Below are 12,249 nucleotides of genomic sequence, written 5' to 3' on the forward strand. Positions count from 1 at the left end.
GAAGAGCACCGTGTTGTACGACCCGAGGTCGATCCTGTCCGCTGACCAGAGCGCGTACAGTATGGTTGCTATCTGGCATGCCGTGGTCACCTTGCCGAAGATCGTCGGCCTCGGCTTGACGTTGCTGGCGTAGCGGTACAGGACCAGGTAACCGGCAGCGATGACAACGTCCCTTCCGAGGACAAGGACCGTGAGCCAGCCCGGGATGATATCGACGACATAGAGCATGATGAAGGCGGCAACGAGCATGGTCTTGTCGGCAATGGGGTCGAGGTAAGCGCCGAGCTCGGTCTTCGATCCCGTCACCCGCGCAATGAAGCCGTCAAGAAGGTCCGATATGCCCTGGATGAGAAAAAGATAGAGGGCAAGGCGCATACGTCCCTGGTAGACGGCATAGATGAAATAGAATGTGACAAAGAAACGGAATATGGAAAGGATATTGGGAAGGTTCATGGACCGCGTGGCGTCACCCTTCGTCATCTTGATAGTAACCGTTCCTGAACGTGGCACATTTATCGATAAAACTCAGCTTCACGGTGTCGGTGGGTCCGTTCCGCTGTTTTCCGATGATCACCTCGGCGACGCCCTTGTTGTCATCCCTGTCCTTATTATACACTTCATCGCGGTAAATGAAGAGGATGACGTCGGCATCCTGCTCGATGGCCCCCGATTCCCGAAGGTCCGCAAGACGCGGCCGCTTGTTCTCCTTCTCGCGGGTCTCGGGCGCCCTGTTGAGCTGTGAAATGGCGATGACGGGGATATTGATCTCCTTTGCCAGCGCCTTGAGGAACCGTGATATCTCGGATATCTCCTGTTCCCTGCGGTCCCCCCCGCCCGAGCGCCCCCGCATGAGCTGGAGATAATCGACGACGATAAGACCCACGTCGTGCTCTTTCTTGAGGCGGCGCGCCCGCGCCCTCAGTTCGAGGACGGACAGCGCCGGCGAGTCGTCGATGAACATGTGGGCCTCGCTGAGCTTCCCCGCGGCCCTGACCAGTTTCGGCCACTCTTCCCGCGAGAAGGTGCCCGTGCGGAGCTTCGAATGCTCTATCTCGGACTCGGAACTCAAGAGCCTCGTGACGAGCTGCTCCTTGGACATCTCCAGCGAGAAGATGCCCACGGGGATGGGGTTCTCTTTCAGCATGGAGACATGTTGGGCGATGTTCATGGAAAAGGAGGTCTTCCCCATGCTGGGCCTTCCGGCGACAATGATGAGGTCCGAGGGCTGCAGGCCGCTCGTCAGCCTGTCGAGGTCGATGAAACCCGTGGGGACCCCCGTGACCGTCTGCTTTTTCTCATAGAGACGCTCGATGGTCTTTATGTTCTCCATCACAAAATCTTTGACGGGCAGGTAGGTGGGCTTGAGCTTGTTCTCCGAGACCTGGAAGATGAGCTTCTCGGCCTCGTCTATATACGTGTCGATGTCGGTCTCGGTGTTGAAACCTTTCTCGATGATCTCCGTGGCCACATTGATAATGGTCCGGACAAGGGACTTCTCCTTTACGATCCTGGCATAGTAAGCGACATTGGCCGCCGACGGCATGAGGTCCACAAGGGTGTTGAGATAGGTCACGCCGCCTATGGCCTCGACAAGGTTCCTGTCCTTCGCGAGACTGCTTACCGTGATGATATCGATGGCATCGTTCTTCTCGTAGAGATGGACCATGAGGTCGAAGATCTTCCCATGGGCATCGCGATAGAAATCGGAGGGACCGACGACGTCGACCACCTTGTTCATGGATTCCGGGTCGATGAGAAGCCCGCCGAGCAATGACTGCTCGACCTCGATGTTCTGGGGGGGAACCCGCACTGCGGCAGGGCCCGCCACATCCCTGGCATTCTTTAGGACCCGGGCCATTTAAGCCTCTTCTTTTTCCACCTCGATCTTGACCTCGGCGTTGACATCCGGCTGCAGGTGGATCACAACCGTGTGCGAACCGGTCGACTTGATCGGCTCCTCAAGGCGGATCAGCTTCCTGTCCACCTCCACACCCGAGAAGGCCTGGACGGCCTCGACAATGTCCTTGTGGGTAACGGAGCCGAAGAGCCTGCCGTCCTCGCCGGCCTTCTTCTTGATCGTCAGGGTCGTTTCCTCCAGCTTCGCTTTCAACTCCGAGGCGGTCTCAAGATCCCGCGCCTTTTTGTTCGAAACGCTGCGCACAATGTTCTCGAAGCGGGCCACGTTTCCTAGAGTCGCTTGCACGGCCAGTCCCCTGGGAACGAGAAAGTTCCTCCCGTACCCGTCCCTGACGGTCACCGCATCGCCCTTTTTCCCTGTACCCTGGACATCTTCAATGAGTATGAGCTTCATCGGTTGCCTCCGTTATTTCAGTAATGTCGTAAAGGGCAGAAAGGCGATGTGGCGGGCCATCTTGATGGCCTCTTTCAGTTTGCGCTGGTGATTGGCGCAGGTCCCCGTCATCCTCCTGGGCATGATCTTGCCCCTCTCCGTGATGAATGATTTGAGAAGCTTGGGGTCCTTGTAATCGATGACTATGTTGGAATCCTGGCAGAACCTGCACACCCTTCTTCTCACATAGACCCTTTTTTTCGGTGAATCGGACCGTGTTGTCCTCATTGGTCTCGGCATCTATTCCTCCATCCAAAAAATTTTATGTGCTTTCAACTGTACCATCTCCCGCGACCGCAGTTTCTTTCGGACGAGCATACCCGACACCATTACGCTGCGGCCCCGTGCCGCGTCGGGATGGGGCATCGCGGGATCTCCGGGACACTCCACGTCTATGAGGAAATCACCCTCACCCACGCGCAGCGGGAAAAGTACGAACCTGTCCCCCTTCGGGGTATAGACGACACGGGGCATGGCCTCGACCTTCCCCGTCATAAAGACCCTGTTCATCAAAACTCGCCTTCGAGCTCGTCAAACACAACGGGATCAGGCGGTTTCTTCGGTCCCTCGCTCTTGTCGTCAACGACAACGAACATGTGCCTGAGCACGGGGTCGAGGGTCCTGTAGAACTTGGCCATCGTCGCGACGCTGCCTTCGTCCATATCAAGCAGGTAAAAGAAGTAATGGCCCTTGTCCTTCTTCTTTATGGGATAGGCAAGCTTTCTCACCGCCCAGTCATCGAGTTTGACGATCGTTGCGCCCGCCTTTTCAAGATTGCCCTGGATCCTCTTCATGAGATCGTCTTCTTCCTCTTTCGCGAGGTCAGGGCTGAGCACAACAATATTCTCATATCTTCCCACGTTCACATCTCCTTTCATTGTGTCTTCTGATACTGCACCACAGTGCCCTTGTCGACTTTAACACGCACTTTCTCGGCGATCTCAATGGTGACACTGTCATCGGAAATACCCGTTATTGTACCATATAAACCACCCGATGTGATAACTTTATCTCCCTTCTTCAGGTTCTCCAGGAAGTCCTTGTGCTGCTTCGCCCTTTTCTGCTGCGGACGGATGAGAATGAAGTAAAAGATGGCGAAGACCGCCGCGATAAAGATGAGCGACATGTACGAACCGCCCCCCTGTCCGGCCCCGCCGGCGGGATTGCTACCCATTGCATACGCTATACCTGTCATCTGATTCACCTCCTTCGTAACGTCTCTTGAAATCGTGATAAAAAGCGTCGAACGTGCCGGCGCTGACTGCGCTCCGGATCCTCTTCATAAGCTCCATGTAGAAATGGACATTGTGTATGGTGTTCAGGTAGAAACTGGTCAGCTCGTGCGAGACCGTGAGGTGCCTGAGATAGGCCCTCGAAAAGGTCCTGCAGGTATAACAGGTGCATCCTTCCTGGATGGGCCCCCCGTCCTCGGTGAAGCGGGCGTTCTTGATGTTGATCCTGCCGTCCCATGTGAAGAGGCTGCCGTTGCGGGCAAAACGCGTGGGAATGATGCAGTCGAACATGTCTATGCCCCGCCTCACACCTTCCAGAAGGTCTTCAGGAAGGCCGATGCCCATCATGTAGCGGGGTTTTCCCGCGGGCATAAGGCCGACAACCGTGTCCACCATGTCCCACATCAGGCTCTTCGGTTCGCCGACGCTGAGGCCCCCGATGGCAAAACCGTCGAAATCGAGGGAAAGGATGTCCTCCGCTGAACGCAACCTGAGATCGGGATAGAAGCCGCCCTGGATGATCCCGAAGAGCTTTTGCGTCCCCTCTTCTGACCGGGCCGCGAGGCACCGCCGCGCCCACCGCGTCGTCAACTCAACGGATTCGCTGGTATATTCGAAGGTGGAGGGATAGGAAACGCATTCGTCGAGGCACATTGCTATGTCGGCGCCTATGTTCTCCTGGACGAGCACGATCTTCTCGGGTGTCAGGAAATGGCGGGAACCGTCGATGTGTGACTGAAAAAGGACGCCGTCCTCCTTGATCTCCCTGAGGACCCCGAGGCTGAATATCTGGTACCCTCCGCTGTCGGTAAGGATGGCACCGTCCCACCCGGAAAAGTTGTGGAGGCCGCCCATCCTCCTGATGAGCTCGTCACCGGGACGCAGGTAGAGGTGGTAGGCATTGGACAGGATCATCGTGACGCCAAGCTCTTCAAGCTGCCGATGGGTCATGGCCTTCACGACGCCCTGGGTGCCCACGGGCATGAAAACAGGCGTTTCGATCGTCCCATGACCCGTCATGAGCCTTCCCGAACGCGCCGCCCCGTCTGTATGGTCTATCTCTATCATCGTCATGATATGAACATCGCGTCCCCGTAACTGTAGAACCGATACCCCCCGCGTATCGCCTCGGCATAGGCCTTCTTCAGCGGCCCGGCACCCATGAAGGCGGCAACGAGCATGAGAGGCGTCGAGCGGGGAAGGTGAAAATTGGTGATCAGCGCGTCCACACAGTGAAAACGGTAGCCCGGATAGATGAAAAGTTCCGTCTCACCGGAAAGCGTACCGTTGCCGTTCATGCCGAACACCGTTTCCACGGTCCTCACAGAACTCGTGCCGCAGGCCACCACGCGGCGACCCTCCTGCCGAGCCTCCCGGATGAGCCCCTTCGATCTTTCGTCCATCTCGTAGCGCTCGCCGTGCATCCGGTGATCTTCGACGAGACCGGCATGAATGAGCGAAAATGTCCCGATGCCCACGTGGAGCGTGATCCTCACGATCTCCACGCCTTTGGCCGCGATGCGCCCGAGGAGATCTTCGGAAAAGTGAAAGCCAGCCGTCGGCGCCGCTATGGACCCGGTCTTTTCGGCATACACCGTCTGGTAACGTTCGAAATCGGCGCTGCCGTCCTCTCCTTTGCGCTTGATATAGGGCGGAAGCGGCATCCTTCCCAGGGTTCCTATGACCTCGTCGGCTTCCTCGCGGGACACGAATGATATCGTCCAGGAACCGTTCCTGCGCGTGAGGGCAGCGCCGTGATCGCCCACGCTGACAGGGATGGTGTCTCTCGTCCCGCGCACACCCTTCACAAGACACTCCCAGGTGCCGCCGTCCACGGGTCTCACCAGAAGGACATCGAGCATCCCGCCCGTTCCCTTCCGCGCCCTGAGCCGCGCCGGGAACACCCTGCTGTCGTTGACGACGAGGACGTCGCCTTCCCGCAGATAGCCGGTAATATCCGAGAACCGCCGGTGCTCTATCGTCCCTTTCTCCCTGTCGAAGACAAGGAGGCGCGATGCCTCCCTCTCGCCCGACGGGTGCTGGGCGATCATATCTCTCGGCAGATCATAATCAAATTCCTCGACTCTCATAATACCGTACGTACCGTCAGTTGTGATATGGGTCGTGTCAGGCCATTTCGTTGCCGCCACCCGGACTGCCAAAGCGAAACACCCCCTTGAAGCCGCCCGGCCCTCTCCAAACAGGTTAATCTTATAACAGATTATACCCATATTCGCAAATCAATTAATGGGTTACACACGTTCTTTCCGTACCGGCCACACCCGGAGAGATTCTGCTTGTATAAGAGCGCCCTTATATTTTAGAATTCTTACGGACAACGATGGGTATCATAACGATATCAAGAACCCACGGGTCGGGCGGGACGACGTTCGCGCGGGAACTGGCAAAGGAGCTCGGCTATTCATACGTTGACAGGACCCTGATCAACGACGAATGCCTCGATAGCGACAGGCACACGTGCTGCTTCGGCATCGACGAAGCGACTGCGCCGGGACTTCACGTGACGACGCAGGAACTCATGGCGGACGCCAATTTCTACAAGGTCTCCTTCATAGCCAACATCCTGGATCACGCCCTTCGGGACAACACGGTGATGGCGGGCATGGGCGCCGGGATCATCCTTACCGGGATCGGGAACGCCATTAACATTCGCGTTGTTCGTCTCATGGAGGAACGTATCAGGGCCATTGCCCGGGTGAAGAGCATTCCCTATGACGACGCCTTCGACCTCGTCGAAAGGATGGACGAGGGCAAGCGTGACTTCATAGCCCGTTATTTCGACAGCGATCCCGGAGACCCATCCTATTACCACGCGGTGGTCAATTCAAGCTATGTCTCGCTGGAAGAAGCCGTCGGAATACTGGCGGCATACGCGCGCAGGCATTTCACCCCCGCCTCAGCGGAGCAAGCCGACGCGGTCCTCGGCGACCGCCTCCTCGAGAGGCGCGCCGAGATCCTCCTCTTTTACCTGGGCATGGGGCATTGTTTCGGCAAGGTGACATTCCAGGCGGGAGCGGACGAAACGCTGTCCGTGGCGGGAGTGGTCCGGAACGAAGCCGAGAAGGACCGTCTCCTGCAGGCACTGGCGAGGGACACGCGGATCAAGGGGATCAGGGATTCCCTGGAAACAGGCGTTTTCGAACCCGTCGGCTGACCCCGCCGGTCGGGCTCCGTTCCCTCTACCTCACGCGCAGCTTCCTGCCCATGACAAAAACATCCCCCAGTTTTTCGCCGAATCCGTAGTAGTTGCGTATCTCGGGCACCATCACCGTGGGCCTTATCCTGCCCACGTCGGGAAGCCCCTTATCGTCCAGCATATCCTCATCCATCTTGACGTCCACTATCTCGCCTATGAACTGCGTGTGGAGCCCCAGTTCGACGACCTCGCGAAGGGTGCACTCCACGAAAAAAGGAAACTCTTTGATGTACGGGGCATCCACGGTCTCACTTCGCTCCGCCGTGAGACCCGTGGCGGCAAACTTGTCCACGTCCCTGCCGGAGACTATCCCGAAATAATCGGCTTCGGTAAGATACCTCTCCGGGGTCACGTGGACGGTGAAGGCCTTCCGGTCGAGGATGTTGCCGTAGGTGTAGGTCGCCTTTCTCAGGGCGATGTCGATACAGGGGGGATTGGAACAGCAGGTGCCTCCCCAGGCCACTGTCATGACATTGGGACGACCTTCTTTATCATAGGTGCCGACAACGAGGACCGGGGCTGGCAAGAGAACCGTCCGCGCGCCGAGGGATCTTTTCATCTGTGAACCTCCTTGATGGCCGGTGACCCGCGCGAGGCAGGTCTGTGAACGGGTTCTAGTATACCCCATCATTGACAGCCTTGAAATACTTTTATACAATGAATGGCATCCAAAAAAGGAAGGTGTCATGCCCTACAGAAGAACGTCCCAGTGGATCGTGGTCGTCGTTTCCACATTGATCACTCTCTTCTGCCTCTACGTCCTTCTCGCGAGCGCCAGGAACGGTGACGTGAAGAGTGTGTGGATCTTCGCCGCTTTCGCCTTTCTCTTCGCCACACCGCTCTTCGTAACGGTCTTTCATTTCTTCGCCGACAGGAGCCCGACCCTTGCCAGGATACACAAGGAGCACATATCCCTCGGCCAGAGCCACAAGACGACCTTCATACCTCACTGGTTCGTTATGACGGGGGTGCTGCTCATCGGGATCATCATCCTCTACACGATAATCAAGTGGCTTTTCATCTATTTCGAGCGATGACGAACGTCCCCCTTGCCAGGATAGACCTCAAGGACAGGCGGTTCTCCCTGTCCTATCCGCCAGACGACGAGGACCTCCGGTGGTCGATCGCCACCGTCGGGATCGTTCAGCCCGTCATCCTCCTCGACCGGACACCCCGCATCCCGGTGGCGGGATGGCGCCGCCTGCGCTGCGCCAGGGAGCTTCGCTTAAGAGAGGTCCCCGCCATCATCGTCGACCTCGATGAGAAGACCGCCCTCTTAAGGGCCATCCATGACAACCTGGCGCGAGGCTTCAATATCATTGAAAAGGCTGCCGCCGTCCAGGCAATGGACCGTTTCGGGTTCTCCCGGGAGGAGATCTTCGGGCTCATGGCACGCCTCGGCCTCAGTCCCCACGAGAAGGTGCTCTCCACCTTCCTGAGAATCGCATCTCTCGATGCCCGGTCGAGGGACTTCATCTTCCGAAAGAACCTTTCCCTCAGAAATGTCGAGTCCTTCCTGAGATTCGAAGGGAAGGAGCGGCGCAGGATACTGGCGGCGCTCACGGGTCTGCGCGTGACGGAGAGCACCCTCCGGGAGATCCTCGAGATGCTTGAGCTTATAAGGATCCGCAAGGGGAGGCTCACCGGCAGGGATATTCCCGTCATGGAAAGCTCGGACATCTTAAGGGCGCACCTCAAGCAGAAGACCCACCCCATCCTGTCATCCCTCGCGAAGAAACTGAAGGCGATACGGAGCGCCATGGCCCTTCCACCCGGCCTGGACATTAGGGTAGACCCTTTCCTCGAAAAGGAGTATATTGATATCATAGTGAAAATAGGCAGTGAAGACGACGTGGAGGCCGCCCTCGGCAAGGTCTCGGAATTGGTCGCGGCGGGTCACATCAGGAGAATTCTTGAGCTTACAAAAGGTAGAATTCGTTGAGACGCCCGGAAACATCGTCAGAAAATGTCCGGGCACAAAACATCACATCTGTTGCGGGTATCAGACCATCGATCTCGTGGAGGGTTGCGTCCTTTCGTGCTCCTACTGCATACTCAAGGCTTACCTCAGGGATGACACCATACGGATCTCCTGCAAACCTGAAGCTATAATAGCGGAACTCGATGGAATGATAGATCACAGGACCGATCATATTCTCCGTTTCGGCACGGGGGAGCTCTCCGACAGCCTGGCCATTGACCGGCGCTACAACCTGAACCGTTTTCTCGTGGACTATTTCGGGCACAAGCGGAAGGCCATCCTGGAACTGAAATCGAAATGGGCCGATTTCAGCCATCTTCTCCCCCATCTCAACCCCTATACCGTCATCTCATTCTCCGTTTCCCCCCAGAGGTTCATCGACGCCGAGGAGACACGAACAAGCCCCATCCACAAGCGCCTCAAGGCGGCCCGGCTGGCCCAGGACAGCGGCTGCTTCGTGGGCCTTCACTTCGACCCCGTCGTCATCTATGACGGTTTTGAACGGGACTACCGGTATCTCATCGCTGACATCGGACGGATGCTCGACCCCGCCCGGATACTCTGGATCAGTCTCGGCACCTTGCGCTTCCCCCCGGCCCTGTACGACCTCCTTCTGCAAAGGAGGAGAAGGTATCTGCTTTCGGGAGAATTCATCCGGGGAGAGGACGGAAAATACCGCTACATCAAGACGGAGCGCATCAGGATATACAGGATGCTCCACCGGCTTCTGAAAGACATAGACCCGGGCCTTTTCATCTACCTCTGCATGGAGAGGGCCGATGTGTGGAAGGAAGCCCTCGGCATCGACCTGAAAGACAGCGAGGGCCTTATCGGGCTTTTCGATGAACGCGTAAAGAATTTGTACGGAGGGACACTATGAGATTTGAAAGCAAGGTCGTCTTCATCACCGGCGGGACAAAAGGGCTCGGAAAGGCAATGGCGCAGGCCTTCCTGGCGGAGGGGGCGTCGGTCGCGGTGAACAGCCGCAGCAAGGAGGCCGTGGACCGCTTCGCCGAGGAGCTTAAAGGTCAGCAGGTGCTCGCCTTCGATACGGACATCGCCGACCACGCCGCCATGGAAGCGATGGCATCAAAAGTTTACGAGACGTTGGGAAAGGTGGACATACTTATCAACAACGCCGGCATAGTCAATCCCCTCGCTCCCTCGGAAAAGATAAAGCAGGACGACTTCGACAGGGTCATCGACGTCAACCTCAAGGGCACATTCTACGCGACACAGGCCTTCGGAAAGAGGATGATACAGCAGGGCTCGGGGCGGATCGTCAGCATAGCCTCTCAGGTCGCCCTCTTCGGCGAGAAGGGCTTCCTTCCCTATGCCATAGCGAAATCGGGGCTCATGCTGATGACCAGGCAACTGGCGTTCGAGTGGTCACGGCACGGCGTCACCCTCTGTGCCGTCGCGCCGGGTTTCATCAAGGGCGGCATGAACGAAGGGCTTATCAGGAAAGAGGTGTTCGTCAATTATCTCTCGGGCAGGACGCCCATGGGAAGGATGGGAACCGTGGAAGAGCTGGTCTCAACGATACTGTTCCTCGCATCCGATGACGCCCGGTACATCAACGGCGAGACCATCGTGATGGACGGCGGTATGACAGGCTTCACCGCGGAAGGCCTGCTTGATTTCATGTCCAAAGGCAAGCAATAGATGGACATTATCCCCTTCATCCGTTTCACCGTAAACTCGCGCTACATGGCACGGTGGATAATCGGGGGCCTCGCCCTCTTCATCCCGGTGCTCAACTTTTTCTCCATCGGGTTTCTGTCCCGCACGTCGCGGCTCATCCTGGTCGGGGGAATGGGGATCTCCACGTGGCAGGAAAAATATGAGGCCTGGCTGGAAGGGGTCAAACTCCTGTTCGTCTTCATCCTCTACAACGCCATACCCTTCTTCATGTTCTCCAGCGGGTTCTTCCTGACAACGCTCAACACCTTCACCGCCTTCTTCGGTCACCTCATGATCAAGGCGGCGGTATTCGTCATCTTTCCCATATGCTCCTTCTTTCTGCCCTTCGCCTTCACCATCTTCGCGGAGCGCACCGATTTCAGGGAGGCCCTGGAATTCGAGGACATCCTGCGGGGCATCAAAGAGGTCCTCGTGGAATACATAATAGGTTACGCGGCAACCATCGCCGCCGTGTACGTGGCCCTCCTTTTCATGCACATCCCCTACCTCATAGGCTTCCTCATCTCCTCTGTCCTCACCTACTACGCGCTCCTCCTCTCCGCCTTTTTCTTCACCGGCCTCTACCGCAGGACAAGCCTGTGCATGCAGAGGGTGGTGCCGGAAACGAATGAAGAGGCAAATAACCCGGAAGAAAAATGACCAATATCCAGGTCTCAATGACCAGAAAATAACCAATTTACCAAATTGCAGCAACCAAACGAAAAACTGTAACGGAGTTCAGACTCATTTCTTGTTTGGTAAATTGCTTGTTGGTGAATTGGTCATTGTCATTTCTTTGGTCATTGTGATCTGGTTATTGGTTATTATCGTTCCCTTCCCTCTCATTGACTTGGCCCTCAAATTATGCTAACTAATTATTCTCAACGGTGGGTGTAGCTCAACGGTTAGAGCATCAGGCTGTGGTCCTGGGGGTTGAGGGTTCGAGACCCTTCACCCACCCCAAAATCAAATCTCCTGCGTCTTTCCATCAGGCCGGGAGTCTTCCGAAAGAATCGTTGTTTTTTTGCAGGTCATCGTATAGAATTCAGGTTAAAAAGTTGTGAGGGGTCTTATGGAAATCACCAAACGCAGGGAAAAGGATGTCTCCATCGTTGCAGTGTCTGGAAGGATCGACGCGATCACCGCGCCGGATTTCGAGAAGAGCCTCGATGAGCTCATCACGGCGGGAGACAGGGTCATTCTCATCGACCTCACCGCCCTCGGCTACATCAGCAGCGCGGGGTTGAGAAGTATCCTCTCGTCGGCCAAGAAGCTCAAGGCCCTGTCGGGAGAAATACTTTTCACCGGTCTTCAGGGACCTGTCGAAGAGGTCTTCCAGATATCGGGGTTCAAGTCCATTTTCAAGATCTATCCCTCGGAAGCGGAAGCCCTCGGAAGCATGTGAGAATGGCGGAGAAGATCCACATCCTCTGCAGCATCGAGCTCCCGGCGGCACTCGAGTCCCTGCCGGGGTTCTCGGCACGAATCACAGGGTGCGCGAGAGAGGCAGGCTTCGGCGAACACAAGCTCAGCGCCATGGAGCTGGTCGTGGAAGAAGCCATCGTCAACATCGTCAAGTATTCCTCTTCATCCCCCGACAGCACCATCATCACGACATGCGGCACCGACGGCAGCGGTGCGTTCTATATCACCATCATCGACAGCGGCCCCCCTTTCGATCCCCTGAAGAGGGACACGCCCGACACCAGCGCGGGGATCGACGACCGTCCCGTTGGGGGCCTCGGCATATTCTTCATAAAGGAAATGACCGACGGCGTCACCTACA

General features: G+C 56.7%; 18 protein-coding genes and 1 tRNA gene. 9 read left to right on the forward strand and 10 right to left on the reverse strand.

Translation table 11 applies throughout. The features are described 5' to 3' along the window. From GXX82_06585 to queA, 9 genes are all read right to left on the reverse strand, one after another. Positions 1–480 (reverse strand): CDP-alcohol phosphatidyltransferase family protein (locus GXX82_06585; GenBank protein ID NLT22697.1); only part of this gene is annotated, 480 nt, incomplete at its 3' end. Beyond that, positions 467–1,858: a replicative DNA helicase gene (gene dnaB / locus GXX82_06590; GenBank protein ID NLT22698.1), complete on the reverse strand. Its 1,392-nt coding sequence runs from the start codon at positions 1,856–1,858 to the stop codon at positions 467–469. The genes GXX82_06585 and dnaB, both read right to left, overlap by 14 nt. After that, on the reverse strand, positions 1,859–2,311 hold the full coding sequence (locus tag GXX82_06595) for a 50S ribosomal protein L9 (GenBank protein ID NLT22699.1): 453 nt from the start codon (positions 2,309–2,311) through the stop codon (positions 1,859–1,861). Positions 2,312–2,323: 12 nt separating this feature from the next. After that, positions 2,324–2,578 (reverse strand): 30S ribosomal protein S18, encoded by a 255-nt coding sequence (locus tag GXX82_06600; protein NLT22700.1) that lies wholly within the window; start codon positions 2,576–2,578, stop codon positions 2,324–2,326. Positions 2,579–2,590: 12 nt separating this feature from the next. After that, positions 2,591–2,860, reverse strand: a complete 270-nt coding sequence (locus GXX82_06605) for a hypothetical protein (protein ID NLT22701.1) — start codon at positions 2,858–2,860, stop codon at positions 2,591–2,593. Then, positions 2,860–3,228, reverse strand: coding sequence for a 30S ribosomal protein S6 (rpsF, locus tag GXX82_06610; protein NLT22702.1), 369 nt, complete (start codon positions 3,226–3,228; stop codon positions 2,860–2,862). Before rpsF ends, GXX82_06605 begins: the two co-directional genes overlap by 1 nt. Then, positions 3,225–3,545: a preprotein translocase subunit YajC gene (yajC, locus tag GXX82_06615; GenBank protein NLT22703.1), complete on the reverse strand. Its 321-nt coding sequence runs from the start codon at positions 3,543–3,545 to the stop codon at positions 3,225–3,227. Before yajC ends, rpsF begins: the two co-directional genes overlap by 4 nt. Further along, entirely contained in the window at positions 3,517–4,656 is a 1,140-nt protein-coding gene (gene tgt / locus GXX82_06620) for a tRNA guanosine(34) transglycosylase Tgt (GenBank protein NLT22704.1), read from the reverse strand. The genes yajC and tgt overlap by 29 nt, the downstream gene beginning before the upstream one ends. Beyond that, positions 4,653–5,672 carry a tRNA preQ1(34) S-adenosylmethionine ribosyltransferase-isomerase QueA gene (gene queA / locus GXX82_06625; GenBank protein NLT22705.1) on the reverse strand — a complete coding sequence of 340 codons (1,020 nt, stop codon included), beginning with the start codon at positions 5,670–5,672 and terminating at the stop codon, positions 4,653–4,655. The genes tgt and queA overlap by 4 nt, the downstream gene beginning before the upstream one ends. A 251-nt stretch (positions 5,673–5,923) precedes the next feature. Between queA and GXX82_06630 the strand changes: the two genes are divergently transcribed. Next, on the forward strand, positions 5,924–6,757 hold the full coding sequence (locus GXX82_06630) for a cytidylate kinase-like family protein (GenBank protein ID NLT22706.1): 834 nt from the start codon (positions 5,924–5,926) through the stop codon (positions 6,755–6,757). A gap of 25 nt (positions 6,758–6,782) precedes the next feature. On the opposite strand, the gene GXX82_06635 is transcribed toward GXX82_06630, so the two are convergent. Continuing rightward, positions 6,783–7,358, reverse strand: a complete 576-nt coding sequence (locus tag GXX82_06635; protein ID NLT22707.1) for a flavin reductase family protein — start codon at positions 7,356–7,358, stop codon at positions 6,783–6,785. A 127-nt stretch (positions 7,359–7,485) separates the two neighbouring features. On the opposite strand from GXX82_06635, the gene GXX82_06640 reads away from it, so the two are divergent. From GXX82_06640 to GXX82_06675, 8 genes are all read left to right on the forward strand, one after another. Next, complete coding sequence (locus GXX82_06640; GenBank protein ID NLT22708.1) at positions 7,486–7,836, forward strand: hypothetical protein; 351 nt, start codon at positions 7,486–7,488, stop codon at positions 7,834–7,836. Next, on the forward strand, positions 7,833–8,741 hold the full coding sequence (locus GXX82_06645) for a ParB/RepB/Spo0J family partition protein (GenBank protein NLT22709.1): 909 nt from the start codon (positions 7,833–7,835) through the stop codon (positions 8,739–8,741). The genes GXX82_06640 and GXX82_06645 overlap by 4 nt, the downstream gene beginning before the upstream one ends. Further along, positions 8,713–9,660, forward strand: coding sequence for a hypothetical protein (locus GXX82_06650; GenBank protein NLT22710.1), 948 nt, complete (start codon positions 8,713–8,715; stop codon positions 9,658–9,660). Before GXX82_06645 ends, GXX82_06650 begins: the two co-directional genes overlap by 29 nt. Next, entirely contained in the window at positions 9,657–10,445 is a 789-nt protein-coding gene (locus tag GXX82_06655; GenBank protein ID NLT22711.1) for an SDR family oxidoreductase, read from the forward strand. Before GXX82_06650 ends, GXX82_06655 begins: the two co-directional genes overlap by 4 nt. After that, the gene (locus GXX82_06660; protein NLT22712.1) at positions 10,446–11,123 is read left to right on the forward strand and encodes a DUF4013 domain-containing protein; all 678 of its coding nucleotides are present in this window, start codon (positions 10,446–10,448) and stop codon (positions 11,121–11,123) included. A gap of 227 nt (positions 11,124–11,350) precedes the next feature. Continuing rightward, a tRNA-His gene (locus GXX82_06665) sits at positions 11,351–11,426 on the forward strand. 109 nt (positions 11,427–11,535) lie between these two features. Further along, the gene (locus GXX82_06670) at positions 11,536–11,868 is read left to right on the forward strand and encodes an STAS domain-containing protein (protein NLT22713.1); all 333 of its coding nucleotides are present in this window, start codon (positions 11,536–11,538) and stop codon (positions 11,866–11,868) included. A gap of 2 nt (positions 11,869–11,870) precedes the next feature. After that, on the forward strand, positions 11,871–12,249 hold a 379-nt coding region (locus GXX82_06675; GenBank protein NLT22714.1), incomplete at its 3' end, for an ATP-binding protein.

Origin of the sequence: Syntrophorhabdus sp. (assembly GCA_012719415.1) — a bacterium.
Lineage (GTDB): Bacteria > Desulfobacterota > Syntrophorhabdia > Syntrophorhabdales > Syntrophorhabdaceae > Delta-02.

Coding starts and splice junctions, on each gene's coding strand:
- GXX82_06630 (NLT22706.1), top strand. CDS start 5,924: ATGGGTATCATAACGATATCAAGAACCCACGGGTCGGGCGGGACGACG.
- GXX82_06670 (NLT22713.1), top strand. CDS start 11,536: ATGGAAATCACCAAACGCAGGGAAAAGGATGTCTCCATCGTTGCAGTG.
- rpsF (NLT22702.1), bottom strand. CDS start 3,228: ATGAAAGGAGATGTGAACGTGGGAAGATATGAGAATATTGTTGTGCTC.
- GXX82_06605 (NLT22701.1), bottom strand. CDS start 2,860: ATGAACAGGGTCTTTATGACGGGGAAGGTCGAGGCCATGCCCCGTGTC.
- GXX82_06645 (NLT22709.1), top strand. CDS start 7,833: ATGACGAACGTCCCCCTTGCCAGGATAGACCTCAAGGACAGGCGGTTC.
- GXX82_06595 (NLT22699.1), bottom strand. CDS start 2,311: ATGAAGCTCATACTCATTGAAGATGTCCAGGGTACAGGGAAAAAGGGC.
- GXX82_06660 (NLT22712.1), top strand. CDS start 10,446: ATGGACATTATCCCCTTCATCCGTTTCACCGTAAACTCGCGCTACATG.
- yajC (NLT22703.1), bottom strand. CDS start 3,545: ATGACAGGTATAGCGTATGCAATGGGTAGCAATCCCGCCGGCGGGGCC.
- tgt (NLT22704.1), bottom strand. CDS start 4,656: ATGACGATGATAGAGATAGACCATACAGACGGGGCGGCGCGTTCGGGA.
- GXX82_06655 (NLT22711.1), top strand. CDS start 9,657: ATGAGATTTGAAAGCAAGGTCGTCTTCATCACCGGCGGGACAAAAGGG.
- queA (NLT22705.1), bottom strand. CDS start 5,672: ATGAGAGTCGAGGAATTTGATTATGATCTGCCGAGAGATATGATCGCC.
- GXX82_06600 (NLT22700.1), bottom strand. CDS start 2,578: ATGAGGACAACACGGTCCGATTCACCGAAAAAAAGGGTCTATGTGAGA.
- GXX82_06640 (NLT22708.1), top strand. CDS start 7,486: ATGCCCTACAGAAGAACGTCCCAGTGGATCGTGGTCGTCGTTTCCACA.
- dnaB (NLT22698.1), bottom strand. CDS start 1,858: ATGGCCCGGGTCCTAAAGAATGCCAGGGATGTGGCGGGCCCTGCCGCA.
- GXX82_06635 (NLT22707.1), bottom strand. CDS start 7,358: ATGAAAAGATCCCTCGGCGCGCGGACGGTTCTCTTGCCAGCCCCGGTC.